This is a genomic window from Photobacterium kagoshimensis (assembly GCF_050337045.1).
In the GTDB taxonomy this organism is placed as follows: Bacteria; Pseudomonadota; Gammaproteobacteria; order Enterobacterales; family Vibrionaceae; genus Photobacterium; species Photobacterium kagoshimensis.
This window is the reverse complement of sequence record NZ_JAKJSO010000013.1, coordinates 138,970-163,917: the sequence shown is the minus strand read 5'-3', so window position 1 is coordinate 163,917 and position 24,948 is coordinate 138,970. Positions and strand designations below refer to the sequence as shown.

Sequence of the window (24,948 nt, the reverse complement as noted above, 5' to 3'; positions counted from 1 at the left end):
TAGATCCTTTTAAGGTGTATTTATTTTGCAACTTTATAGGGTAAGGATAGCGAGTGGCGATTAATATCGTCATTGATCAGGATCATTAAGTTGCAAATATAATGCACGTTAATGCGAAAAATGTCTTATAGGATTAAGTATCTAACTATAAATGAGTAGAAGTTATCTTCTAGCATTATGCAACTGTGTCTTTCTTATTTCAGTTTACCTATGATTAGGGTAATATTCTGCTCTCGAATGTAATGTTAAGCAGATATTTGCTTACATACAGAGATATGGATAGAAAATAAAGGGCTGATCACAATGACTTACGCCAGAATGACACGTAGCATTCAACGCAAAGCGAATACCGAGTCGCGTCAGCACTTATCAAAAGTGAAAGAGAAGTTTCTTCGACAGTTATGCGAAGAGAGAGGGCTGCTTCCCCGTGAAGAAGCAAAATACTCAGAAAAGGTCGAATTGGTTAACTAACATCGCAAACCTTTCATTGAAAAGTTAAAGATAAAAAGGGCGCTTAGTATCAATACTAAGCGCCCTTTTTGATCGTGTTAATGAGTGGCTATTATGCCGCTAATTTTTCAAGAACACGCATTAGTAGCTGAATACGAGGTTCGATGGTATTTAGCTCTAAGTATTCATCGGCACTGTGGAAGCCAGCACCTGCAGGGCCAAGGCCATCCAGTGTTGGAATGCCCATCACCGCTGTTAAGTTGGCATCAGAACCACCGCCAACCTCTTGCCATTTAATCTCGATACCTAGCTCTTCACCTGATTGCTCAACCAATGCCATTAGTGCTTCAGTTTTTTCAGATGGCACCATAGACGGTTTATGCGCTTCACGCTCAACTGTAATGGTGACGCCATCAACAAACGGTGTTTCTGTTAGTGCACGGATTTTTGCATCGGCATCCGCATACTCATCGTTATCCCAAAAACGCACATCAACCACCGCTTCTGCTTGATCAGGAACAATGTTTGCACCTGCGCCGCCGTTCACGACACCTACGTTAAGTGTGGTGCCTGTTTCGAAGTTAGTGAGTGCATTGATCGCTAGGATCCAGTTTGCCATCTCAGTGATTGCACTGCGGCCACTTTGTGGATCGTTACCTGCGTGCGCTGCTTTACCTGCAAAGCCTAAGCGGTAACGTGCCATGCCTTTACGCGCTTTAACTAGCGAGCCATCAGCACGTGCAGCTTCTGCTACAAGAACATTTTTCGCATTAACCGCCACGCTTTTTAGCCACTCTTCAGAATGTAGCGAACCGATTTCTTCGTCTGGGTTCATGCAGATGCAGATAGACAGTTTATCTGTTACTGCTTTGTCGATGTTACGCAGGGCGTATACAACGTTCAACAGGCCAGATTTCATATCTGAAACGCCAGGGCCGTAAGCGCGGTTTTCGTCGGTTGTCATTGGGCGTGCAGCCACAGTACCGACTGGGAATACGGTATCCATGTGGCCAATCATCATCACATCGATTTGTTCTGTATCTGGTTTGTTGCGAACTTCAAGGCCAGTGCCTGCGATACCACAATCAACACGTTTTACGAACCAACCCATATCGAGGTATTTTTTTTCCATTTGGTTGGCAATAACTTCGATGCCTTCTTTGGTCAAGGTACCGCAATCAACATCAATTAATGGACGTAGTTCTTCTAGGTAATTCTCTAGCGAAAAATCTTGTAGGGAGATATTCATAATGACTCCAAAGCGCCCTTAGTTGAGATAAATAAGGGGAATAAAACGAATAGAATAAAAAAGGGCCTCGTAAGGCCCTAAAACGGTTTACACCAGAATGTTCATTACAAACATTGCAGCGAAAGCATTCAGTACAGACAAGGCAATCATCACTGGGATGTAGCGACCTTCAGTACCAATTGGACCCATGATGCGGCCCATGTACTGCACCTGAGAACCCATTAGGTAAATAGCAGGGGCAAGAATAGCGATGTGTTGACCGTTAAGAATACCTTGGTCAAATAAGGTGATAACCACACCAACCGCACCACCCATCGACATCCATGCACCGATAAGAACCGCAGCAGCTTCACCTGGTAGGCCGAAGATAGCCATTACAGGTGAGAACAATGAACCCATTAGATCCAGTGCACCTGTGATTTGTAGCGCCTTGATGATAACAAAAGCCATCAATACGTTAGGAACGGTAGAGGTTGTTGCAATAACCCAGCCTTTCTTAGCACCTTCAACGAAGATGTCTGTCACCATTGGTTTTTTAGCGGCAGTCATTATGCTGTCTCCTCAGTCATTTCTGGTTTCTTGTCTGATTTATCTTCTTTACCTTCCGTGATGTTTAGGTAAAGACGGAACATGTTTGCACCCACAAATTTGAAGATGAACATGATAGCGACAGCTAAGCCGATTGATGAAGTAACCGCAGGCGTACCATCCATGTTTGTTAGTGTGAATAGCACCGCGCCAGATGAGAAGAAGTTTACAATCGCAGCACCCGCTGAGAATTGGAACATAGTGAAAACATCGGTTTCGCGCTTGGTGAGGTGGCCTTCATCTTTTAATTGGCGGGTCATTGCTGCACCAGCATCGGTACTCTGAAGTGATGCGATAAGTGCAAGACCTGAGTTACCAGGAATGCCCATTAATGGACGAAGAAGTGGGGTTAACAGCTTACGAGCAGCATCCAGCGCACCGTAATGCTCAAGTACGTTAATCATACCTAGTGCAAACATGACTGTTGGGATCAGTGTTAACGCAAATAGGAAACCATCACGAGCACCGCTACCGCCTTTACCGCGCATAGAGGTTGCTGCTGTTTGGATACCATCAGCTGTTTCATTAACAGAATAAACAACGTTACCAAATGAACCGTTTAGCGTAGTGAAATCAAAAACACCATACCATTCATTTGACTGTAAAAGACCTGAAAAGAAGACAACAGCAAAGGCGAGGGCAATGTAACTGCCGATCGTGACTTTGCGGCCTTGTTCCGCTGGATTGCTCATAGTGTTACCTCATAGGAATCAACATCGCACTGCGATAAAACCACAAATACATTCATGACCTGTTAATAATGTGAAATAACACATTGGGGTCAAAATGGACGTGGGAAATAAAAAACAGGGGTATTTTCGCTAAATAGGGCGCTAAGTAATTGACCGGGGTCAAGTTGGCTACCGAAATGTAACACTATAGGATTAGTTGATTGTAAATGTGATCTTGATCGGCATTCATTATCTATTAATAAATTGTCATCAAGCTAAGAGTTGACGATTAAAAGCCCATTAAATCAGTAAGATAAATAAAACTAATGGTATTGATTAGCCTTGCTTATTTATGATTTTAAGCAAAAAAAAGAGCACCGAAGTGCTCTTTTTTGTTGAAAGAAATTGTAACTATTTATTACGCTGTTTGCGCTTTTAGCTCAGCTTCTTCTGCTTTTGCATCAATTTCAGCTTGTGACGTTGGTGGGCAACGGTCAACGAACCAACCCATGTAAGAGGTCACAATCGTTACGATAATACATACGAAGCTTAACCACATGAACGGTGCGTAAGAGAAGGTTGCCACGCCAAGGATACTGGCCATGTAGATACCGTTATCACTCCACGGCACCATACCTGATGTTAACGTACCACCAAATTCTGCGTTACGAGATAGGTTCTTACGCTTGTAACCTAGACGGTCGTAGTTTTTCGCACAAATCTTAGGCGTTAGGATTAGCGATACGTACATCGCAGAACCAAATACATTACCTAAGAACGCCGTTGCGATAGTCGATACTGATAGGCTACCTGCAGAATTAACGCGTTTTTCGAATAGTTTCGCGATAGTTTGTAGTACGCCTACTTTATCCAGCAAGCCACCAAAACCAAGACCAAATACGATAACTGCAACCGAACCAAGCATAGATGACATGCCACCACGGTTTAGGATTGCATCGATGAAGTCAACGCCAGAACTGATTGAGAATGGTGCCCATGCCGTGTTGAATGCAACAAGCGGATCCATGTCTTGAACCATTACTGCCCATACAATACCCAGTAGAGAACCTAGTGAGATAACAGGGAAAGAAGGCATGCGCATCGCCAGTAGGCCAAGCACGATAATCACAGGGATGAATGACATTGGTGTGATAACAAACTGCTCTTCCATCGCAAGAATAACAGATTCAACTTGTGCCATATCAACATTACCCGCGTAGTGCAGGCCAGCACCCGTAAATAGGATACCAGTAATGATGTAGCTGATTAGTGCGATAGGTAGCATGCCTTTGATGTGTTCCATCACTTCTACGTTAGACATAGAAGACGCTAGAATCACTGAATCAGACAGTGGTGATAGTTTATCACCGAAGTAACAGCCCGAAAGCACCGCACCTGCTGTCATTGGTGCTGGAATACCCAAGCCTTGACCAATCCCCATCATAGCAATACCCGCAGTACCAGCTGCACCCCAAGAGGTACCTGTCGCAAGTGCTGTGAGTGAACAGATGATCATGGTCGCTAAAAGGAATATAGAAGGGTGAATAGCTTGAAGACCGTAGTAGATGATGGTTGGAACGATACCGCCCGCAATCCATGTACCTACAAGTGCACCTACTGCCAGTAGGATAAGTACCGCACCTAAACCGTTAGCAATGCCTTTTGTTGCCGCTTTTTCTAATGATTTGTAATCGTGGCCTAGCTTAATGCCTAAAGCCATGATGACGAACCAACCAATGTAAAGTGCTAGTTGGATGGGTAAATCAAGTTTTGCGGTGAAAGAAAATGCCAGAGCAAGGAAAATGCCTAGAGCTAGGACTACTTGCATCAGCGAAGGTAGTCTTACATTCTGTTTGTCCATACTTCTTAACCTTGTGTATTCGAGCTGTGTAAGAGGGAAAACCCTAAATTAGCTTCATCATGAAGTTAATAAATGTAATTGTGATGGTTAACGTGCTAGCACGTCAGCCTCGTTTTTAATCGGCGCTACTCTATCGGAATGGTTTTGGTATCGCGATAGATAATGTGCCTTTCTGTGACTCTTATCCTTCCTATTAATAAAGAATGATAAAACTGCCGCTTATATATTTAATTTCTGTTAAGTGTTGGTTGCTTTGTTGTGTTTTGGTTGTTTTTTAACTGATGTAACATTGTTTGTTTAACCGCGATATATAGATTTAATAACTGTATCGAGCGAGATGGCTCGGAATATTAATCTCAAATATTGCGGTCGCGTAGGTTATCAGGGTGTGAGCGTTAATTCAAAAAAAGTAAATATCCATGATTTTTGCTGTTACCAGTTTTAGGATGCCATTGGTTGCTAAAATCATCGCAAAAGGAAAAGGTAGGTGGCAATTTAAACAGTGGTTGTTTGTTTAGTAGCCCAGTAAAGCCGTTTGTATAATGTAGCGTGAATTGTAAGAAGCCATGTCGGTACCTCTTTGTTTACTCAAATAGGAGTTACTTTCCCCCCTTTTTGCGAATAAACGCGTTATGCATGTTTAATTACAAAATTTGCTTGTTTTTCGGGGCTTAAAACTCTATAGATGGGACTGCGAATGAATAACAGGGAGCGTAGCAAGTAATGATGAAAGTAGGTTTAGTCGGTTGGCGTGGCATGGTGGGTTCTGTGCTTATGCAGCGAATGGTAGAAGAGCGAGATTTTGATCATATCGAGCCCACCTTTTATACAACCTCGCAAGTTGGCATCCCTGCGCCAAACTATGGGAAAGATGCGGGCTTATTACAAGATGCATTTGATATCGATAGCTTAAAACAGCTCGATGCGATTGTGACTTGTCAGGGCGGTAGCTACACCGAGAAAGTATATCCAGCATTGCGTCAAGCAGGTTGGAAGGGGTATTGGATTGATGCAGCATCGACACTGCGTATGAAAGACGATGCCATTATTACGCTAGATCCTGTTAACTTTGATCAGATTCAGCAGGGGATTCATTCGGGGACAAAAACGTTCGTAGGTGGTAACTGTACCGTTAGCTTGATGCTAATGGCCGTTGGCGGCTTATATAAAGCGGGCTTGGTTGAGTGGATGACCTCACAAACGTACCAAGCGGCATCCGGTGCGGGTGCGAAAAATATGCGTGAGCTAATCAGCCAAATGGGGGCGATTAACGATACCGTGACCAGCGAGTTGGCTGATCCTTCTACATCGATCCTTGACATCGACCGTAAAGTGGCTGAAACGCTGCGATCTTCGAGCTTCCCTGCTCAAGAGTTTGGTGCACCACTGGCGGGTTCATTGATCCCATGGATCGATGTGAAACGCGACAATGGCCAGTCGAAAGAAGAATGGAAAGCATCGGTTGAAACCAATAAGATTTTGGGACTTGATGCGAAGCCGATTCCAATTGATGGTACGTGTGTACGTATTGGCGCGATGCGCTGTCATAGCCAGGCATTAACCATTAAATTGAAGCAAGGTGTACCGTTAGATGAAATCGAAGGCATGATTGCATCACATAACGACTGGGTGAAAGTGATCCCTAATGATCGTGATGTAACAGTGCAAGAACTTAGTCCTGCTAAAGTAACGGGAACCCTCTCTGTGCCTGTCGGTCGTTTGCGCAAATTGGCAATGGGTGACGATTACTTGAATGCCTTTACGGTGGGTGATCAGTTGCTATGGGGGGCGGCTGAACCGCTTCGTCGTACACTTCGCATCATCATGTCTGAAAAAGCTTAGCTATCGCATGCTGACGATCGCTTCACTAAAGGTGAGCGGTCGTTATCGCAACGGTGTTGAAAATAGCTAGATACAAATAGGCACATACAAAAAGACCTCGCATGCGAGGTCTTTTTTATTGGGGGAAATATTTATCACTGAAGTGATAACTAGGGCTAAATTAAGCCGCTAGGTTTTTCGCAACGAATTCCCAGTTTACAAGTGCCCAGAAAGCAGCCATGTAATCAGGGCGAACGTTACGGAAATCGATGTAGTAAGCGTGTTCCCACAGGTCAACAGTTAGAAGTGGTGTAACACCTTCTTCTGTTAGTGGTGTTGCAGCGTTAGACGTGTTTACGATGTCTAGAGAGCCGTCTGCTTTTTTCACTAACCAAGTCCAAGATGAACCAAAGTTGTTGATTGCAGAATCTGTGAATTTAGCTTTGAATTCTTCGAAAGAACCAAATGATTTAGCAATTGCGTCTGCAACGTCACCTGTTGGTTCACCGCCAGCGTTCGGGCTTAGGCAGTGCCAGTAGAAAGTGTGGTTCCAGATTTGTGCAGCATTGTTGAATACGCCACCAGTAGAAGTCTTGATGATTTCTTCTAGTGATTTTTCAGCAAGCTCAGTACCTTCAACTAGACCATTTAGCTTAACCACGTAAGTGTTGTGGTGTTTGCCGTGGTGAAACTCTAGTGTTTCTTGAGAGATATGTGGTTCAAGTGCGTTGATAGCGTACGGTAGAGCTGGTAATTCAAATGCCATTGCTCGGATCTCCATTTTGGTATTTGAGGGAGTAAGCCCTCGACATTGCTTCCTGTAGTACCTCTGCATGAGAGCCACTACCAATTATTTTATTTTTTAACTGACACCGCTATTTTAGCAAGTTTTTACTTTATTAAAAGGGTTGGCCTTAAAAAATTAACCTTAAAATTTTTAGGCGTTTTTTTCCTAAGCTTGAACGAGTAGAATGGCAGGTTAAAAGATTTATTTGGTAGGCTTGTTTTATAACGGCAACGCCCCCATCAAGTAGATATACTTAAAGATAAGCAATTGGTCGTAAGAGGAAGTTATGGAAACCATCGATAAAATTAAGCAACAGATCTCTGAAAACGCAATCCTGTTGTACATGAAAGGCTCACCAAAACTACCTAGCTGTGGTTTTTCTTCACAAGCCTCTCAAGCACTGATGGGTTGTGGCGAGAAGTTCGCTTACGTTGATATCCTACAAAACCCAGATATTCGTGCTGAGCTTCCTGCATACGCACAATGGCCAACTTTCCCACAATTATGGGTTGAAGGTGAGCTAATTGGTGGTTGTGACATCATCATCGAAATGTTCCAAAAAGGTGAGCTTCAGCCTCTAGTAAAAGAAGCGGCTGCTCGTCGTGATGGTGAAGCAGCAGAATAATTTCTGATGTAAGCTGTACTACGTATTTAGAAGCCCTGCATTTTTTGCGGGGCTTTTTATTGGCAAAAACAGCTAATTATTGGCTAACAATACCTGAGTGAGCTGTTCAAGTTGATCTATATGGTCGGTGAGAGCATCAGCATAGTAATACTTTTGCGTTTCATTACTCGACTTCATGATCTCGCTGGTGGTTTGTTCAATTTGCTCAAGCGCATGGGCGATAGGATCACAAGTTACCATTTTAGCGGCCCCTTTCATTTTATGAGCAACCTCTTGCAATGCGGTGTAATTGCCTGAATGGAAGGCATTATTGAGCAATGTCATATCCGTAAGGTGGCTATGAATGAATTCAGCAATAAGCTGCTTAGCGGTTTCTTCGTCGCCAAATAAATCACAGAGCCCTGCAATATCTATCATAGTTAGCGTATTGAATTGATCGAGAGAGTGAGCTTCTTCGTTATCTTCAGTGCTCGTTGGTTGGAATAGATCATCATAGTCTTCGTAAGCACCATCATTGTTCGCTTGCTGGAAGCTGTCTTCAATTGCGCCTAGTAATGTGGCGAATTCATCGGCGAGTAAATCTTCATTAGCGCATTCATTTGATGAAGACAGGTATTCCGCAGAGCTTGATGTTATTGCGCTATCCGCTTCAATTGGGGGAAGCCAGCGGGTTGTGATTGCTGTTAATGCTTGTTGGGAAACCGGCTTAACAAAGAAATCGTTCATGCCGATGGAGAGGCAATGTTGCTCTTCTGCTTTGACTGCATTGGCGGTTAAAGCCACTACAGGCAATGGGTCGGATTGCGAAATCTTCTCCTGCTGACGAATCGTTTTCACTAAGCTATAGCCATCCATTTCTGGCATGTGGCAGTCTGTTAGTAACAACCCATAATGATTAACCTTTAACGCATCCAGCGCTTCGTGGCCGTTACTTACAATGTCGGCATGAAGGTTTAGTTTCTCTAACTGCTGTTTGATGACACGTTGGTTGATCGGGTGGTCTTCTGCAACAAGCACTAAACGACCAGTCTGTTCTGCTTGCTCACGACTTTCTTGATATAAATGAGGAGAAAGTGACGCAATCGTATCGATAATGGCATCGTGGCTAACGGGGTGTTGCAGCACATGATGCAATTGATCGGGTATTAATGGGTTAGTCGATAAACACCAATGTTGGTTTATCGGCTCAGGGGAAAGCATCGAGGATGGCGTGAATACAATCACCTTAGTTTCTTTGTTGATGAGTGCTTCTTGCGCAAAATCAAACTGTTGCCAAAGCGTTAAGTCAATAAAAAGATAGGATGCTGATGCCTGAGTAACCTGTTTTTTCCAGTCGGTTTGACCCTCACCAGTGATGGTTTGTAGCGTCAGACCCCAAGCGGTTAAGTAGCGAGTCAGTTCGGTGCTTTGTACTAGCGGACCAATAATGAGTGCTGATTGGCCTGTAAAGGATTGTGCATCTTGTGGTGTGATTGACTCATTATCGATAGGCATTTTTGTGAGCTGCAGAGAGAAAGAAAAAGCGCTGCCTGCTTCAACTTGACTACGGCAGGTTAATTGCCCTCCCATCATGCCAACAAGCTGATGAGCAATCGATAGGCCTAGTCCTGCCCCATTAAAACGGCGACTGCTGGATTGATCGGCTTGCGAGAAAGGATGAAAAAGCTGCGCTTGATGCTCATCTGGAATGCCGATCCCGGTATCACTCACTGTAAACGTGATGGTTTGAGTATCTTGAGTCTCGTGGGTTACTTCGATTGCAAGCTTGATGGTACCAAACTCGGTGAACTTGACGGCATTTTTCAATAAGTTGGATAAAACATGTTTGATATGAGTGCTGTCTGCAAGCAATGCGAGGGAGGTGGCTGGATCTTGCCAATAGTGAAAGATCAAGCCTTTTTGATGAGCATAACTCGCATGGGACTGGGCTAAGTGAGAAAGTTCCTGGGTTAAATCGGTTTCTTCTAACGCTATGCTCTGCGCACCTGTGGTGATCTCCGTATGCTCAATGATATCGTTGACCATGTGCAGTAAATTATTTGCTGAAAGGTGAAGGTCACGATGAAGCGAAGCGATTTCAGGGCTCAGAGTTTGCTCTTGCATGAGATCAAGTAGGCCAATCATACCGCTAACAGGTGTACGAACTTCGTGGCTGATATTGGCTAAAAACTGAGATTTAGCTTCAGTTGCTACTTTTGCTTCTTGTCTGGTGCGCGCTAGCTCTTGTTGGAGTTGCTTGACGGACTGACGCTGTTTACGTACATACACACAAAACACAATGGCGATAGCAGCCACACACGTGAGCATTTGTATCATGTTTATTGTCATTTTAACGCCGCCCCATATTAAAGACTTCCACCTGAAGTGAAATCGATTGATAGTCGACGTGCTGCAGAGCAAGTTTTTGAAGATTAGGCAGGCCGACTCCTTGTTGATTCAGTTGTTGAACCATAGGTGTGCGTAGGTGGCCTAAATGTTGTTGTAAGTTCAGTGCTTGATAGCAAAGACATAACAGGTAATGTGCTTCAATATCATTTTCATGGAACTCATCGGCGCTCAAGGTTTGCATCATGTCACGGGCCGTATCCATTTCATCGAGCCGAATCAGTTGTAAAGCACGGATCAATTTGATGACGGATTTTGAGAGAGATGGTGCTTTATCTGAGCGCGCAATACGTGGCCAAATATTCTCTGCTCGCCATAATCGAAGCTTGTCTGTGGGTTGATCGAACATATCAGCCCAGAGGGTTAAGGCACGCTTTCCTGGTGTATCCCACATCGAATTAGGCAGTAAGCTTGCCAGTTTTAACAAAAACGGCTTGGCTTGCACCATGTCATTACTGGCTAGTTGTAACCAAATCATATTGACGGTTAGGGCCATATTACTGGTATTGATCGCCAAGATTCGGCGGATCACTTCGTCGGCTTTTTCGTGTAATTCTGCGCTAATACAAATTTCCACTTTAAGCTGTAATAGTTTGATATTTCTGGCATTGTCGCTCAGTAATAGGTCGGTATCAAAGAGCGCTTGCTGAAAGTTTTTTTGCGCCAGTGAAATCTCAATTAGCTTCATCTTCGCGGGTAAGAAGTTATGGATTTTGAGTAAGCCCGTTAGCATGGCTCTAGCATCTGTAAACTGTTGTTCTTTTATTAAAATGTTTGCCATGTAGATAATGGCTTCTTTCAAGGTTGCGGTATCGGGGGATTTAGCGAACAGAGGCTTTACCGCATTGAGGCCATTTTTATTAAAAGTGCCTTCAATCATATTGAAATAGCGCTGTCGCATTAATGTGCTTTTTACACGCTTGATAATGTCGTCAGCACGGATAGGTTTGATGAGATACCCATCAGGTTCAAACTGCGAATAACCAAAAAATATATCTTGGCTATCATTACCCGTCACCACAAAAACCAGTGTTTGTTCTTTGATCAGTCCTTTGAAGCGGAGATATTCGAGTAGCTGTAACCCAGTGCTACCTGCACCTAAGTGATGGTCGATAAGTAAGATATCAAAACGGCGTTTACGGCAAGCATTGATGGCACTTTCGGCATTGGGGGCGCTAACAACGTTGTTAGTCGGGACGCCCAATTTCATTAATAGCGCACGTGTCGCGCTTTGGATAATGTTGCTGTCATCAATGATCAAATAAGTCGACTGAGCGAGTATATCCATCTAAAAGCCTTATACTGGAGTTCAAGCTAATACCAATCTAAATAAGTAACTGATCATTTGTGCGCAGGCCTAACGTAATGACCGAACACTTACTTATCTATACTGGATGATTAACTGGCATGATTTGAAGTCAAGCTAGATTCAGTTAGGAGCGTATATTAAAGATTTATGAAAATATTTCAATTTAGTTCGATGTTTTACTAATTATTTTTGATCGTGTAAAGATAAAGCAGATATGATGTCGGTGCTGGCAAGATAAGCAGATACAAAAAAGATCGCCGAAGCGATCTTTTAAAGAGGGAGGGGAGCTTAAAGGGCGAGTTGCTTACAGCACCATCGACGCTATCCAACCAAATGCAATCAAGGATAAGTTGTAGTGCAAAAAGGTAGGAACAACCGTTTCCCAAATATGTTCGTGTTGACCATCGGCATTCAGGCCCGCCGTTGGACCTAAGGTTGAATCAGATGCTGGAGAGCCCGCATCACCCAGTGCAGCGGCAGTACCCACCAAGGCAATAGTTGCCATTGGCGAGAAACCAAAGGTTAAACACAGTGGCACATAAATGGTTGCTAGAATTGGAATGGTCGAGAACGATGAGCCAATCCCCATAGTGACCAACAAACCCACAACCAGCATCAGTAAGGCAGCAAGCGGTTTATTATCACCAATAACGTCAGCCAGTGAAGCCACCAGTGTCTCAACGCCACCTGTTGCTTTCATTACTGCGGCAAAGCCCGCTGCTGCAATCATGATGAAGCCGATCATTGCCATCATGTGAACACCTTTGGTGAAGACATCGTGGGTTTCTTTCCACTTAATCACACCACCAAATGTAAACATCATGAAGCCCACTAGACCACCGATGATCATTGAGCCGCTAAATAGCTGCGCACCCAATGCGGCAATGATAGCGCCGACTGCAATGTAAACATGCTGCATGTTGATTTGTGCTTGTTCTGGCTCGTTTGCGAGGATCTTTTCTTCAGAATACTCGCGTGGTTTGCGGTAGCTGAAAAAGACTGCGGTTAATAAGCCAAAGACCATACCAGCAGCAGGCAGCAGCATAGCAACGGGTACTTGGCTTGCAGCAACATCTAATCCGTTATCATGCAGGTTTTTAAGCAAGATGTTGTTTAGGAAGATCCCACCAAAGCCGACAGGCAGCACCATATAAGGGGTAACTAGACCAAACGTTAGGACACAAGCAATCAGACGGCGGTCTAATTTCAATTTCGCAAATACATGCAATAGCGGCGGAATAACAATAGGAATAAACGCAATATGCACTGGAATAGCATTCTGAGAAGAGACGGCTAATAGCAGTAAAATGGTGAGAACGCTGTATTTCACGCCAGTTGCGGCAGCGGCATTATGGTGGCCACTGATACGTTTAATGACTTTTTGTGCAAGTACATCAGTAATGCCTGAACGCGAAATCGCGACAGCAAAGGTACCTAACATGGCGTAACTTAATGCAGTTGTTGCACCACCGCCTAGGCCGCCTTCAAAAGCTGCGACAGTGTCTGCGAGGGGCATCCCGCCCACAAGGCCACCTAAAATGGCACTAAAGGTCAGTGCTACGACAACGTTGACTCGCATTAGCGCGAGAATCAACATTACGCACACTGAAATTATTACTGGGTTCATAAAAACTAAAGTCCGTCAGTTTGTTTGTTATTTAGTATGAATGTTGTTTTCTTAGGGCTGTTTTGCTCAGATTAATCAGTTTGCTGAATTTTTTGCACATGTCGAGCGTTTATTCATGTTTATAGCGAATTAATCCGAAACGTATGCTTATTGTGTCGCATGTCTTAGTCTTGTTGTTAGCTGCTGTCTATACTAGTTGCCAGCTGTTTTGTCAGCGCGATGCTGGCAATGAACAGTAATTTTTCTCTACATCACATGGAGTTACTTATGAGTGTTTTAGTTGGACGTTTGGCGCCTGATTTTACAGCGGCAGCAGTACTAGGTAATGGTGAGATTGTTGACCAATTTAATTTGAAACAGCACATCCAAGGAAAAGCGGCAGTCATCTTTTTCTACCCGTTGGATTTTACTTTTGTATGCCCGTCAGAGTTGATTGCCTTTGATAAGCGTTTTGCTGATTTCCAAGCGAAAGGCGTTGAAGTGATTGGGGTATCGATTGATTCTCAGTTTTCACATAACGCATGGCGTAATACGGCAGTGGAAGATGGCGGTATTGGTCAGGTGCAATACCCGCTAATTGCAGATACTAAGCATGAAATTTGTCAGGCATATGATGTCGAGCACCCTGAAGCAGGTGTCGCATTCCGCGGCTCGTTCCTGATTGATAAAGAAGGGCTAGTGCGTCACCAAGTCGTGAACGACTTACCGCTGGGCCGTAATATTGATGAAATGCTACGTATGGTTGATGCCTTACAATTCCACGAAGAGCATGGCGAAGTGTGCCCAGCCCAATGGGAGAAAGGCAAAGATGGTATGGATGCTTCACCAGAAGGTGTGGCGAAGTACTTATCGGCACATACTGACGATTTGTAATTCCATACGATAAATCGCGTTATGTAAAAGAAAGGCGAGCCACTGGCTCGCCTTTGTTGTTTTAACTCTATCAATTACGGCGTAGTGAACAATACTGTGTCATTAGTGACAGTTGTTGTACCTGTCGTAATGAATAACGCAGTTTGTTTTTGCATTTCTGCTGTTACTGCTACAGAACCACCGACAGGTGTGAGTAATGAACTATGTGTACCTGCATTGAACAGGGTCGCAACACGAGGGCTAGTTGAAGTTTGGCCTGCTGTGCTTAGTTGTTCAAACCCTGCGATGAGTGGCATTGTGCCACCGAATGGTGAGTAAGGTTTGCTTGATGCTAGCGATAAGGCATTTGGGATCACTTCGTCATCTTTCACAACATTAATCAAGACAGGAATAGAAGTATCGATATCACCAATATGGTTAATTGGATCGACACTGTCTAACACTGTCTGAGCGGCATACGCAAACTGAGTGAACAAGCCATCAATTTCCGCTTTTTTAGCGGCTGTGAGCGAGTCATAAAAGTCACTTACACACTTAGCTGACGTACTTGATCCACATTTCGCCTCTTTGTAGGCTTTGTAATCAGGAATGGTTGTTAACACTCCGTCTTTCACTGTGCCACCAAATGCCGTTGAGTTAAGCAGTAGGTAAGGGATACCTGCGCCTGGGTTAGCATATTGAGCGCGAGAGATCTTAAACATTCCTCCTTCAACAGCAGGATCTGGACTTAGTTGACGATTAGTTACCGCGGTAAAGTCGATACCTGTGATAGCACCTAAAGAGTGACCTAGGAAGCCAACGCCATTGGTTAAGCTCAGTTTATCAAAAGGCGCAGGTGGGCTTGTTTTTGAAATAGTGGCTCCAAGTGCAGCACGCAGACTCATCTGATCAGCAATAGATTGACGTAAATTATCTCGGCCAACAGGTAAGTAGCTTAGGTTCATGTATACGTCAGCATTTGCGCCATCAGTCACCGTGCCGTCAGATAGGCTTCGCGAACCGTGTAACGGTAAGTCGATTGCCATTAAAGCAGTACATGCACCAGTACTAACTGATGATGCTAGTGCTAACATTGTCTCTTTTTTAGAGGTAATACCGTGTTGATAAATAGTAACTGGCACGTCGGATGTACATTTAGTGCTGTCAGGCATCACCATTAAATAATCGATTGTTTCGACAGATTTTAATTGAGGGATCGGGCTATAACGTGTGATCTCACGGTTGGTATCTAATTGTTTACCGCCAACTTCGATTTTTTCACCCATAAGTTTTGTCATTAGGGTGACTTGGGTTGTTAAGTCGCCCTCAGCCGCTTTTTTCAGATCGTCTTCAGTGATCTTCAAATCTGCCATTTTAGCAGCAACCGCTGCTTTCTCTGCATCACTGCCTGACGCTAAAGTCGACTTCAGTATTGCAAGGCTCGGCATAGCACTTTGCCATGGCGTGGATTGCCATTTTTTACCGTTGACTTCAGTTTCAAGAAAATACGGAAGTGTTAACGTACCTTTGTACGCTTTAGCACCTTTTAAATCTATAGGTGAGAAACTAGTAATATCTTGACCAGCACTCAGTTGAAATAGAGTGTTGAGCTTTGTATCTGAGATATTATTCGGATTCGCGGTACCTTTCCAAACGGTGCTTGCTGGTTGTTGGGCTTTGAATGCATTTAAAGTTGATGCGATAGCGGCTTTAGTTGCGAACATCACATCACCCGCAGAAGCGGTTGAGAACCAGCTAGAATAGATAATGCTATCAGCTGATGTGCCTGTTGCTGCCATCAAACCTTCAGTGAGATGAATGATCTTCTGTGCGTCTTTTAGCTTTTCAACGGGCTCTGATTTTTTGGTTTTTAATGACGCATAAGAACCTGAAAGACCCACTTTATTGCCTTTGACGTCTTTCAAGTCATCGGTTAATGCAAACATGTAGTGGCTTGAAGCATCCAGCGGTTTAATTGGCTGAGCGATAACTGATTTCCCTTGTACAAAGACAAGATAATCGGCAGTAAGATCTGGTGCTGCTGGGTTGAATGTAGCCTTCAGCACTACAGGTTGTTGTGCTGCTGGATCGGTTGTTGTTGGGTCGGACACTTTGATTAATTTAAAGGCCGTTGTAATAGAAGTAGGATCTAGGTCGTTCCCTTCAAATGAGAGCATGATTGGTTGAGTGGTGCTCCAGCCGTCAGTGCTGTTCATTGCAACAACAGGATCGGCTATGGACTTATTATCAGTAGGTAAGCCAAGGGTACCGTCACTGGAGTCCATAAGCAGGAAGCTCGGACGAGGCATATCAGCTTTTGCACCTTGCAACTGGAATTTTACCTTAGTAGGTGCTTTTAGACTTTGTTGAATGCCTTGCTCGTAAGAAATCGTGCTATCGCCTTCAACCGATGATTCATTACCACAGCCAGTTAAGCCAAGGGTAGAAGCGATCATCAGCGCTAATAATTGTTTTTTCATGTGTTGCTCCATAGGGCATATTTTAGGTGAGTGGCTTATTGCCAAAACACACCCTTAGAATGAATAGTTCACTTGTGCTGCACCCACTACGGCGCCGCCAGTTGAAGTAAAGGTCAGTTCACCTGCGCTACTTTCTTCAGTAAATGTGGTTTCTGTTGCGTGAATGTATGTCACGCCCACATCAACGCTAAGCTGTGAACTATATGCCCATGTCGCACCAGCGGAGTACCAGTAACGATCGGAGTCTGGAATGCTAAGTGTCGGCTTGCCTGCTTGCTCATCAAAAGCGAAACCAGTACGTACTGTCCATTCCGGGTTGATACGGTAAGTACCACCAATGGCCCAGCGGAAGTTGTCTTCGTATTTTTCATCTTTCATGAAACACACGCCAGACATGCCGTTGTAGTTACACTTATCGTTGGTCGCTTTGAGCTCTTCGAATTTACTCCACTGCGTCCATTGCACACTGTAGTGAACTGCAAACTCTTTGGTGAGAGAGTGATAGCCAGAGAATTCCGCAATAGCGGGAAGCACAACAGGAAGGTTACCAACAGCGGTTGAACCTTTTTGCTTTGGTTCAATGATGGTGCCTTCGTAATCGGTGAAGTCACCTTCAAAATCGAGAGAGACTTGAGAGCGGTAGCTTACGCCAAATCGGTGGTCTTCATTAACTTCGTAAAGTGCGCCGACGTTCCAGCTCCAATCCCATGTATCACCTTCCATACTGATGAGTTTATCTTCTGGAGAACCACTAAAAAGAGGGGCTAAACGACCTAAGTGGCGGTTTAACTCAGCATCGGCATAAACCAAGCTAACACCACCACCAATGCTAAATTGGTCATTAATGCGATAAGCAATACTTGGGTTTAGGTTGACGGTGATCAACGAGGTTTTGCCTGCGAGATCACCACTCGCGAAACTGGTTGGGTAATCTGTGGTCACGCCATAGTTAGTGAATAGCGCTAAACCCAATGCGAACTTGTCATTGATAGGCTGAACGTAGTAGCCAGCAGGTACAAAGCTTAATGGTGCGACATCTTTAGCTGTTTGGTTTGCCGCGTGATCTTTTACGTCAATGCTTGGATCGACAATGCTGCCTGCGGCAGAAATTTGTGCAGAATCAAACATTGTCATGGCGGCAGGGTTGCGCGCGATAACAGATGCGTTATCAGCAATGGCGGCTTCGCCTGCAAAAGCGCGGCCTAATCCTGATGCCGAGTGTTCAGATACTTGGAAACCAGCACTGTGTGCTTGGAGTGAGGTTAATGCGATGGTTACTGCTATCGCTGTGCGATTTATTTTAATGGACATTTATGCTGCCTCTCTATAATGCTTCTTGTTCTTCATTCCATGAAAGAAAAAAATGAACGCTATGCGTTCAATAGCAGTATAAATATGCCCAACTGGTTTGTTAACCCCTTGTTATGGTTTGCCTTATGGGTATTTGTTAATTATATGAGCAATGTTCAGTTATTATGTTTAAAACTGTCGTTTAAAGCAGCGCATTGTGTTTAGTTGGCAGAAAAAAGCCCAGTAATACTGGGCTATGGTAGGAGGTCTGATGAGGGGCTCGCGTTTGAATTATTGAGCGTTTTCTGACTCATCTGTTTGAGGCGCCACTAAAGGCCATCCGCCTAATCTTTTCCATTTGTTAACAATCTCACAAAATAACTCAGCGGTTCGCTCGGTATCGTATAGTGCTGAGTGTGCTTCTTTGTTGTCAAAAGGGATCCCTGCTGTCTCACAGGCTTTTGCTAAAACGGTCTGACCAAAGGTTAAACCACTTAATGCTGCTGTATCGAAAGTCGCAAAAGGGTGGAAAGGATTACGCTTTAATTTGGCACGTTCAGAGGCTTGCATCATGAAGCTATGATCAAAATTAGCATTATGAGCAACCATGATAGCGCGAGAACAACCTGCCGCTTTTAGTTCTTTGCGAATTTGCTTATAAATGGCTTTAATTGCCGTTTCTTCTGAAACTGCACCACGTAATGGACTGAATGGGTCACGAATGCCGTTGAAATCAAGGGCTGCTTGATGGATCACTGCACCTTCGAATGGTGTAACATGAAAATGAACTGTGGTTGCTGGTTTTAGCCAACCGTCTTCATCCATCTCTAATGTCACGGCACAAACTTCTAGTAATGCATCGGTTTTAGCGTCGAAGCCTGCTGTTTCAACATCAATAACAACAGGGAAGTAGCCGCGAAAGCGACTTTTCAGTGTGTTTAGTTCGTTATCTTGGCTCATAGCACTATGGTCGCAAAAAATTCAGCGAGCATTATGTCAGATTCAGCACTTGTCTTGCAGTGTCCTAAAGATTTTTTTTCTCGATTCGATACAATAGGGGAGCGCGCATAAATAAGTGGAAGGGTATGACGATTTTTTCGAAAACAGTGTTAACAGCATCAGTATTGTTTGCTTGTACACTAAGCACCAGTGCAAGTGCGACCAAACAGTATGTTGCGACCCCTGCCAGTTCCGAATGGAAAGTTGCAGTCGATACACCGTTAGAGTGTCGTCTTATTCACCAAATTCCCAATTATGGTGAAGCACAGTTTACCTCTAAAGCAGGTAAAAAAATTAATCTCGATTTTGAATTGAAGATGCGACGCCCAATGGGAGAAACCCGCCGCGTGAATTTGGTGTCGATGCCACCGCGTTGGATGCCGGGCGATGCCGCAGAGCCGATGACGCGTATCCAATTCTTTAAACAGTTTGATGGCTATGTTGGTGGGCAAAGTGCCTGGGCTATGTTGACTGAGCTGGAAAGTGGTCGCTACCCGACCTTCAGTTACCAAGACTGGCAGCACAACAACAAGCTAATTGAAGTTGGGCTTTCTGCAGTTTCTTTTCAGTCGCCTTATCAGCAGTTTAGCTCGTGCATTGGTAATTTGTTGCCCTACAGTTTTGATGATATTGCCTTCACTGTACTGCATTACGATCGCGACAGTGATGAACTGAATAAAGCATCGCAAAAACGCTTATCTCAAATTACCGATTTTGTGCGTTATAGCGATGACATTGATCTTATTTTGATCGCGACCTATACCGATTCAATTGGTGGTAAGAACGAGAATCAAAACTTGTCCGAGCGACGAGCGAAGAAATTGGAAGAGTACTTTATGACCTTGGGGCTGCCAAAAGATAGGATCCAAGTCGAAGCATTTGGAAAGCGTCGTCCGATTGCGGATAACGAATCGCCAATCGGTCGTAATAAAAACCGACGTGTGGTGATTTCATTGGGGCGCAGTTTGATCTAATGAAGACATTTGATTTAGTGAAGATGGTTGTTCGAATGAATGGATCAGTTATTCGCTGATTCGTGAACAACATAGAAAATAAAGAAAAACGCGCTGCCTAGCCTCAGCGCGTTTTTTATTCGTTGTGGTGTCAATTAAAAAGCGTAGTTGAACTAATGCAGCTTAAAACGAGCAATGAATTCACACTGACTGCTAACAGTAATGTTCTCGACCTGCTGTGCCACGATTGGATTGGGGTGACGCTTTAAAAATTCGATTAAGGCCGATTTACAACAACCGATTGATTCGACGAACGTATCACATTCTTTGCGTGGGCATTGTGGAATAAGCGCCATCACTTGCTCTGATGCAAGCTGCAAATATTTCAGTTCATACTCACTATCACCTGCGTTGCGCCAAAAAGCCGCGAGGTTATGACATGAAACAACCTTAATGGTCAGTAGCTCTTCAAACTCATCACGGGTACCTTGTAATGGTTCAAGTTGCTGCGCTGCTGCCAGTGCAAGTTGATAGTGAATAATGGACATCATTGGCTTCTGCTCTCGTTCAGATTCGTTTGCCAATAAGGTATGAGTTTCCCAGCGTGATACGTCCATGATTGTCCCTTTATTATGCTGAGTGCAAAGCATCAAGGTAGTGTTGTTGTACTTGATCCCAGTCCACCACATGCCACCAAGCATCGATATATTCTGGGCGTTTATTTTGATAACTGATGTAGTACGCATGTTCCCATACATCGAGCGCTAATACAGGAATGCCTTGTACGCTTTCTACATCCATCAGTGGATTATCTTGATTGCTGGTGGTCGATATTTCTAGTCGGCCTTCAACGACGGACAACCAGATAAAACCAGAACCAAAATGATTGGCTGCAGCGGTAGAAAAGGCTGCTTTGAAATCGTTAAAGCTGCCAAAGTGGCAGTTAATCGCTTCAGCTAATAAGCCTGAAGGCATTCCGCCACCTTGTGGTGACATGCATGCCCAATACAAGTTGTGGTTGTAATAGCCACCGCCGTGGTTTCTCACAGCTGGTGAGTGTAGCGATACTTTGGCAAAGATCTCGGGTAATGATTGTGTTTCAAGTTCAGTACCGCTTATTGCAGCCATAAACTTGTCAAAATAGGTGCGATGATGACGCGCGTGGTGAATTTCCATTGTGCGCGCATCGATGTACGGTTCTAGTGCGTCATAGGCATAAGGAAGTGCCGGAAAAGTGAATGACATATCGTATCTCTCTTGGTTTTTTATTATCGTATTGATAATCATTATCAATATCAACCATGAATTTTGTACGATAATTAATTTGCTTAGCGCTTCACACTTCAATGAAAAAAGCCAAAGCGAGGCTTTGGCTTATGAGGATAGGGATTAAAAGGGGGCACGCTAGGTTAATCGCGCTGAATAAGCTCGATTTGATAACCATCAGGATCACGCACAAAAGCGATGTGAGTCGACCCGCCTTTTACAGGACCTGGCTCACGAGTCACGTTTCCACCTGCGGCTTTTATCGCATCGCAAGTGGCGTAAACATCAGACACACCTATGGCGATATGGCCAAATGCAGAGCCCATATCGTATTCTGTGGTGCCCCAGTTGTAGGTTAGTTCGATAACTGCACCTTGAGATTCATCCCCATAGCCAACAAAAGCGAGGGTATATTTATAGGCTTCGTTTTCACGCTTGCGCAGTAAATCCATGCCCATAACATCGGTGTAAAAAGCGATAGAGCGATCTAAATCCCCTACGCGCAGCATGGTATGTAAAATACGTCCGTTTGCCATGTTTATCTCTCCTTATTCGTCAGGATAAATCTTATCTTTAAACTCGCATAGGTCTTCGATGATGCAGCTGCCACAGCGTGGTTTACGGGCAACGCAGGTGTAGCGTCCATGTAAGATCAGCCAGTGATGGACATCGACTTTGAATTCTTTAGGTACAACTTTTAGTAACTTTTCTTCTACTTGGTCGACGTTTTTCCCCATGGCGAACTTGGTACGGTTTGATACGCGGTAAATATGGGTATCAACAGCGATGGTTGGCCAACCAAAGGCGGTGTTTAAAACCACATTTGCGGTCTTACGACCAACACCTGGTAGGGCTTCAAGTGCTTCGCGATTTTCAGGAATTTTGCCGCCGTGTTTTTCTAGCAAGATGCGGCAGGTTTTGATGACGTTTTCAGCTTTAGAGTTAAATAAGCCGATCGTTTTGATGTATTCCTTCACACCGTCGACACCTAAATCCAAAATAGCTTGGGGCGTGTTGGCGATAGGGTAGAGCTTGTCGGTGGCTTTGTTGACGCTGACGTCCGTTGCTTGTGCTGACAGTAAAACGGCGATCAGTAGTTCAAACGGTGAGCTCCATTTTAGCTCGGTTTCTGGGTGAGGATTTTCGGCACGAAGTCGCTCAAGGATCTGAACGCGTTTTTCATTATTCATAGTGTCGTTGCTTCCAAGCTGATTAAGCCTTGCGGTGTATCAGTAGGGGGAGGATAGGTGGTTGAGTCACCTATCAACACCGCAAAGCCTGTGATTATTTATATTTGTGTTGTCTGTTTACTTGTCGGTATAGCGCAGTGTTTGAGTTAGTTTGGAGAAGTTACTCGCACACGTTCAATTGTTGGTTTAGGTTTTGCTGTTGCATGTTTTTGTTCACGCTTTTTATCAATAACGTTTTTAAGCGCAATCATAAAGCCAACCCCAATAAAGGCACCCGGTGGTAACATTGCAAGCAGGAAACTGCTGTCGAAGTGAAAAACTTCAATACGCAAGATTGATGCCCAATCACCCAGCAGGCGATCTGCGCCATCAAACAGCGTGCCATTACCTAAGATCTCACGCATTGCACCTAACACGACGAGTGCAGCTGTCATGCCTAATCCCATCCATAAACCATCTAAGGTTGCAGGAATCGGGTCATTTTTAGAGGCAAAAGACTCAGCGCGACCAATGATGATGCAGTTGGTAACTATCAGCGGAATGAAAATACCGAGTGATTGATATAAACCATAGGTGAATGCATTCATTAATAGCTGAACACAAGTCACGAGTGATGCAATGATCATGACGAAAACAGGGATTCGCACTTCAGATGGTACCCACTGACGAACCAGTGAAACAATCAGGTTTGAGCCAACCAGCACCATAGTGGTCGCTATGCCAAGGCCGAGGGCGTTAGTCACTGTTGCCGAAACTGCCAGCAGTGGACATAAACCGAGAAGTTGAACGATAGCTGGGTTGTTATTCCACAGACCGTTTTTCATCAATTCTTTATTTGTCGTACTCATAATTATGATTCACCCTGACAGTTCAGTGGTTGATTCAACAATGCTTGCTGGTGGCGAGTATAGTAAAGCGAGACATTCTTCACTGCTTTTACTACAGCACGGGGTGTGATCGTTGCACCTGTGAATTGGTCGAATTCACCGCCATCTTTACGTACCGCCCATGCAGGATCATTTTCGCCCGCAAGTTTTTTGCCAGTGAAAGATTCAATCCAGTGACTAATACGCATCTCTATCTTATCGCCAAGCCCTGGGGTTTCTTGGTGGCTCAGAACACGCACACCTGTTACGACACCCGTAGGATCTAGGCCCACAATCAGTTTGATAGCACCGTTATACCCATCAGGTGCAATGGCCTCGATAGCCACGCCACTTGGTTCCCCACCTTTGCTTGCTAAATAAGCTGGCATGGGCGCTTGAGTACCTAGGTACTGCTCATTGGTGATCAAGGTACAGCTTTTATAAAGTTCATTATCATGACTTTCTGCTGGGATGACCTGATTCAATACTTTCAACAGCTCTTTTTGCTGTTGTTCTAATATACGGTCTTGCGTCAATAGATTAGTGACAGCGACCAAGGCAGTTGCTAGCAACGCAAAGATTGCCAGTACACCACCATTTTTTTTCATAGCATGGATCATGGTGGTTCCTTATTTATGACCAAATGTACGAGGTCGGGTGTAGTAGTCAATCAGTGGTACACACATATTGGCTAGTAATACACTGAATGCGATGCCATCAGGGAAACCGCCCCAAGTACGAATGAGATACACCAAAATACCGATGAGTGCACCAAACACAAGGCGACCTTTAGGGGTAGTCGCTGCTGATACTGGGTCGGTGGCAATGAAAAATGCGCCAAGCATGGTTGCCCCTGAAAATAAGTGGATCAGCGGAGAAGCTGTGCCATCAGGGTTAAATAGAAAACCTAAGCTACTGATAACAAATAGGGCTCCTAGCATTCCTACAGGGATATGCCATTGGATTACACGCATTTTTAGCATGACTAAGCCGCCTATCAGGAAGCCAAGGTTGATCCATTCCCAACCAATACCCGCAATGGTGCCGAATATAGGTTTGGCTAGTGTTTCTGTGGTGGTTAGCCCAGTAGTTAGCGATGTTTTCAGCGTATCAAGCGGGGTTGCCATGGTAACACCATCAACCGACGCACGTAGTTGATGAGCGCTAAAACCATCTTGAGTGAACCCGGTGAAAATAGTAAGCACACTATCGATGAACGACACTGGCTCGGCCGCTAAAGATTGCGGTGGTAACCAGGTTGTCATTTGTACTGGAAATGAAATCAACAGCACGACATACGCCACCATGGCTGGATTGAACAGGTTTTGTCCTAATCCACCATAGAGATGTTTGGCGATGACAATAGCGAAAACTACACCGATGACAGTGATCCACCAAGGTGCTAGTGGTGGAATCGAGATCCCAATTAACACACCAGTGAGTAGCGCACTGTTATCTCTCAAATACGGCAATACAGGGCGTTGACGTAGTTTAAGAATAATAGCCTCTGCGCTGACGGCCACCGTCGACGCTAACAGGATATTGATTAATGTACCCCAGCCAAAGAAATACCATTGAGCTGCAACACCAAACGCACAGCAGAGAATGACGGTGCGCATTAAGTCGCGCGTACTACGGCGACTGTGTGCATGGGGGGAACTGGCAATATTGAACGCCAC

23 protein-coding genes are annotated in these 24,948 nt (G+C 44.4%); 5 read left to right on the top strand and 18 right to left on the bottom strand.

What is annotated here, in order from left to right; all coding sequences use genetic code 11:
* The first annotated feature begins 303 nt into the window (after positions 1 to 303).
* Entirely contained in the window at positions 304 to 471 is a 168-nt protein-coding gene (locus L4C35_RS11640) for a hypothetical protein (protein WP_428463013.1), read from the top strand.
* A 91-nt stretch (positions 472 to 562) separates the two neighbouring features.
* Here L4C35_RS11640 and L4C35_RS11635 read toward each other — a convergent pair whose 3' ends face one another.
* From L4C35_RS11635 to nhaC, 4 genes are all read right to left on the bottom strand, one after another.
* Complete coding sequence (locus tag L4C35_RS11635; RefSeq protein ID WP_428463012.1) at positions 563 to 1,699, bottom strand: M20 family metallopeptidase; 1,137 nt, start codon at positions 1,697 to 1,699, stop codon at positions 563 to 565.
* Between the two features lie 87 nt (positions 1,700 to 1,786).
* Positions 1,787 to 2,248 carry a YjiG family protein gene (locus tag L4C35_RS11630; RefSeq protein ID WP_048899150.1) on the bottom strand — a complete coding sequence of 154 codons (462 nt, stop codon included), beginning with the start codon at positions 2,246 to 2,248 and terminating at the stop codon, positions 1,787 to 1,789.
* The gene (locus tag L4C35_RS11625; protein WP_048899151.1) at positions 2,248 to 2,979 is read right to left on the bottom strand and encodes a nucleoside recognition domain-containing protein; all 732 of its coding nucleotides are present in this window, start codon (positions 2,977 to 2,979) and stop codon (positions 2,248 to 2,250) included. The genes L4C35_RS11630 and L4C35_RS11625 overlap by 1 nt, the downstream gene beginning before the upstream one ends.
* Before the next feature lie 397 nt (positions 2,980 to 3,376).
* On the bottom strand, positions 3,377 to 4,819 hold the full coding sequence (nhaC, locus tag L4C35_RS11620; RefSeq protein WP_428463011.1) for a Na+/H+ antiporter NhaC: 1,443 nt from the start codon (positions 4,817 to 4,819) through the stop codon (positions 3,377 to 3,379).
* A gap of 726 nt (positions 4,820 to 5,545) precedes the next feature.
* Here nhaC and asd point away from each other — a divergent pair.
* On the top strand, positions 5,546 to 6,661 hold the full coding sequence (gene asd, locus L4C35_RS11615; RefSeq protein ID WP_428463121.1) for an aspartate-semialdehyde dehydrogenase: 1,116 nt from the start codon (positions 5,546 to 5,548) through the stop codon (positions 6,659 to 6,661).
* A gap of 160 nt (positions 6,662 to 6,821) precedes the next feature.
* On the opposite strand, the gene sodB is transcribed toward asd, so the two are convergent.
* On the bottom strand, positions 6,822 to 7,406 hold the full coding sequence (gene sodB, locus L4C35_RS11610) for a superoxide dismutase [Fe] (RefSeq protein WP_048899153.1): 585 nt from the start codon (positions 7,404 to 7,406) through the stop codon (positions 6,822 to 6,824).
* 307 nt (positions 7,407 to 7,713) lie between these two features.
* Between sodB and L4C35_RS11605 the strand changes: the two genes are divergently transcribed.
* Positions 7,714 to 8,052, top strand: a complete 339-nt coding sequence (locus L4C35_RS11605) for a Grx4 family monothiol glutaredoxin (protein ID WP_048899154.1) — start codon at positions 7,714 to 7,716, stop codon at positions 8,050 to 8,052.
* A 72-nt stretch (positions 8,053 to 8,124) separates the two neighbouring features.
* Here L4C35_RS11605 and L4C35_RS11600 read toward each other — a convergent pair whose 3' ends face one another.
* From L4C35_RS11600 to L4C35_RS11590, 3 genes are all read right to left on the bottom strand, one after another.
* Positions 8,125 to 10,368, bottom strand: coding sequence for a hybrid sensor histidine kinase/response regulator (locus tag L4C35_RS11600; protein ID WP_428463010.1), 2,244 nt, complete (start codon positions 10,366 to 10,368; stop codon positions 8,125 to 8,127).
* Between the two features lie 13 nt (positions 10,369 to 10,381).
* Positions 10,382 to 11,725 (bottom strand): response regulator, encoded by a 1,344-nt coding sequence (locus tag L4C35_RS11595; protein WP_428463009.1) that lies wholly within the window; start codon positions 11,723 to 11,725, stop codon positions 10,382 to 10,384.
* A gap of 325 nt (positions 11,726 to 12,050) precedes the next feature.
* The gene (locus L4C35_RS11590) at positions 12,051 to 13,373 is read right to left on the bottom strand and encodes a Na+/H+ antiporter family protein (protein ID WP_428463008.1); all 1,323 of its coding nucleotides are present in this window, start codon (positions 13,371 to 13,373) and stop codon (positions 12,051 to 12,053) included.
* 267 nt (positions 13,374 to 13,640) lie between these two features.
* Between L4C35_RS11590 and L4C35_RS11585 the strand changes: the two genes are divergently transcribed.
* A complete protein-coding gene (locus tag L4C35_RS11585) occupies positions 13,641 to 14,246 on the top strand; it encodes a peroxiredoxin C (RefSeq protein ID WP_048899157.1) in 606 nt (201 codons plus the stop codon).
* 74 nt (positions 14,247 to 14,320) lie between these two features.
* On the opposite strand, the gene L4C35_RS11580 is transcribed toward L4C35_RS11585, so the two are convergent.
* The 3 genes from L4C35_RS11580 to rnt all read right to left on the bottom strand — a co-directional run bounded on the left by L4C35_RS11580 (position 14,321) and on the right by rnt (position 18,955).
* Entirely contained in the window at positions 14,321 to 16,705 is a 2,385-nt protein-coding gene (locus L4C35_RS11580) for a VolA/Pla-1 family phospholipase (RefSeq protein WP_428463007.1), read from the bottom strand.
* A 54-nt stretch (positions 16,706 to 16,759) separates the two neighbouring features.
* On the bottom strand, positions 16,760 to 18,016 hold the full coding sequence (locus L4C35_RS11575; protein WP_428463006.1) for an outer membrane protein transport protein: 1,257 nt from the start codon (positions 18,014 to 18,016) through the stop codon (positions 16,760 to 16,762).
* A 270-nt stretch (positions 18,017 to 18,286) separates the two neighbouring features.
* The gene (gene rnt, locus L4C35_RS11570) at positions 18,287 to 18,955 is read right to left on the bottom strand and encodes a ribonuclease T (RefSeq protein WP_428463005.1); all 669 of its coding nucleotides are present in this window, start codon (positions 18,953 to 18,955) and stop codon (positions 18,287 to 18,289) included.
* 107 nt (positions 18,956 to 19,062) lie between these two features.
* Between rnt and motY the strand changes: the two genes are divergently transcribed.
* Positions 19,063 to 19,968, top strand: coding sequence for a flagellar protein MotY (motY, locus tag L4C35_RS11565; protein ID WP_428463120.1), 906 nt, complete (start codon positions 19,063 to 19,065; stop codon positions 19,966 to 19,968).
* Between the two features lie 152 nt (positions 19,969 to 20,120).
* On the opposite strand, the gene L4C35_RS11560 is transcribed toward motY, so the two are convergent.
* The 7 genes from L4C35_RS11560 to rsxD all read right to left on the bottom strand — a co-directional run bounded on the left by L4C35_RS11560 (position 20,121) and on the right by rsxD (position 24,948).
* On the bottom strand, positions 20,121 to 20,564 hold the full coding sequence (locus tag L4C35_RS11560) for a DUF2753 family protein (RefSeq protein WP_428463004.1): 444 nt from the start codon (positions 20,562 to 20,564) through the stop codon (positions 20,121 to 20,123).
* Between the two features lie 13 nt (positions 20,565 to 20,577).
* Positions 20,578 to 21,192, bottom strand: coding sequence for a superoxide dismutase (locus tag L4C35_RS11555; RefSeq protein ID WP_048899162.1), 615 nt, complete (start codon positions 21,190 to 21,192; stop codon positions 20,578 to 20,580).
* 164 nt (positions 21,193 to 21,356) lie between these two features.
* On the bottom strand, positions 21,357 to 21,749 hold the full coding sequence (gene gloA / locus L4C35_RS11550) for a lactoylglutathione lyase (protein ID WP_428463003.1): 393 nt from the start codon (positions 21,747 to 21,749) through the stop codon (positions 21,357 to 21,359).
* A 12-nt stretch (positions 21,750 to 21,761) separates the two neighbouring features.
* Positions 21,762 to 22,403 (bottom strand): endonuclease III, encoded by a 642-nt coding sequence (nth, locus tag L4C35_RS11545; protein WP_428463002.1) that lies wholly within the window; start codon positions 22,401 to 22,403, stop codon positions 21,762 to 21,764.
* Positions 22,404 to 22,549: 146 nt separating this feature from the next.
* The gene (locus L4C35_RS11540) at positions 22,550 to 23,251 is read right to left on the bottom strand and encodes an electron transport complex subunit E (protein WP_048899166.1); all 702 of its coding nucleotides are present in this window, start codon (positions 23,249 to 23,251) and stop codon (positions 22,550 to 22,552) included.
* A 2-nt stretch (positions 23,252 to 23,253) separates the two neighbouring features.
* Positions 23,254 to 23,889 (bottom strand): electron transport complex subunit RsxG, encoded by a 636-nt coding sequence (rsxG, locus tag L4C35_RS11535; RefSeq protein WP_428463001.1) that lies wholly within the window; start codon positions 23,887 to 23,889, stop codon positions 23,254 to 23,256.
* Positions 23,890 to 23,898: 9 nt separating this feature from the next.
* On the bottom strand, positions 23,899 to 24,948 hold the full coding sequence (rsxD, locus tag L4C35_RS11530; protein ID WP_048899168.1) for an electron transport complex subunit RsxD: 1,050 nt from the start codon (positions 24,946 to 24,948) through the stop codon (positions 23,899 to 23,901).

Bases quoted from the DNA above. Each gene is read 5' to 3' on its own strand.
- L4C35_RS11640 (WP_428463013.1), top strand. From the start codon at position 304: ATGACTTACGCCAGAATGACACGTAGCATTCAACGCAAAGCGAATACC.
- L4C35_RS11635 (WP_428463012.1), bottom strand. From the start codon at position 1,699: ATGAATATCTCCCTACAAGATTTTTCGCTAGAGAATTACCTAGAAGAA.
- L4C35_RS11630 (WP_048899150.1), bottom strand. From the start codon at position 2,248: ATGACTGCCGCTAAAAAACCAATGGTGACAGACATCTTCGTTGAAGGT.
- L4C35_RS11625 (WP_048899151.1), bottom strand. From the start codon at position 2,979: ATGAGCAATCCAGCGGAACAAGGCCGCAAAGTCACGATCGGCAGTTAC.
- nhaC (WP_428463011.1), bottom strand. From the start codon at position 4,819: ATGGACAAACAGAATGTAAGACTACCTTCGCTGATGCAAGTAGTCCTA.
- asd (WP_428463121.1), top strand. From the start codon at position 5,546: ATGAAAGTAGGTTTAGTCGGTTGGCGTGGCATGGTGGGTTCTGTGCTT.
- sodB (WP_048899153.1), bottom strand. From the start codon at position 7,406: ATGGCATTTGAATTACCAGCTCTACCGTACGCTATCAACGCACTTGAA.
- L4C35_RS11605 (WP_048899154.1), top strand. From the start codon at position 7,714: ATGGAAACCATCGATAAAATTAAGCAACAGATCTCTGAAAACGCAATC.
- L4C35_RS11600 (WP_428463010.1), bottom strand. From the start codon at position 10,368: ATGATACAAATGCTCACGTGTGTGGCTGCTATCGCCATTGTGTTTTGT.
- L4C35_RS11595 (WP_428463009.1), bottom strand. From the start codon at position 11,725: ATGGATATACTCGCTCAGTCGACTTATTTGATCATTGATGACAGCAAC.
- L4C35_RS11590 (WP_428463008.1), bottom strand. From the start codon at position 13,373: ATGAACCCAGTAATAATTTCAGTGTGCGTAATGTTGATTCTCGCGCTA.
- L4C35_RS11585 (WP_048899157.1), top strand. From the start codon at position 13,641: ATGAGTGTTTTAGTTGGACGTTTGGCGCCTGATTTTACAGCGGCAGCA.
- L4C35_RS11580 (WP_428463007.1), bottom strand. From the start codon at position 16,705: ATGAAAAAACAATTATTAGCGCTGATGATCGCTTCTACCCTTGGCTTA.
- L4C35_RS11575 (WP_428463006.1), bottom strand. From the start codon at position 18,016: ATGTCCATTAAAATAAATCGCACAGCGATAGCAGTAACCATCGCATTA.
- rnt (WP_428463005.1), bottom strand. From the start codon at position 18,955: ATGAGCCAAGATAACGAACTAAACACACTGAAAAGTCGCTTTCGCGGC.
- L4C35_RS11560 (WP_428463004.1), bottom strand. From the start codon at position 20,564: ATGGACGTATCACGCTGGGAAACTCATACCTTATTGGCAAACGAATCT.
- L4C35_RS11555 (WP_048899162.1), bottom strand. From the start codon at position 21,192: ATGTCATTCACTTTTCCGGCACTTCCTTATGCCTATGACGCACTAGAA.
- gloA (WP_428463003.1), bottom strand. From the start codon at position 21,749: ATGGCAAACGGACGTATTTTACATACCATGCTGCGCGTAGGGGATTTA.
- nth (WP_428463002.1), bottom strand. From the start codon at position 22,403: ATGAATAATGAAAAACGCGTTCAGATCCTTGAGCGACTTCGTGCCGAA.
- L4C35_RS11540 (WP_048899166.1), bottom strand. From the start codon at position 23,251: ATGAGTACGACAAATAAAGAATTGATGAAAAACGGTCTGTGGAATAAC.
- rsxG (WP_428463001.1), bottom strand. From the start codon at position 23,889: ATGATCCATGCTATGAAAAAAAATGGTGGTGTACTGGCAATCTTTGCG.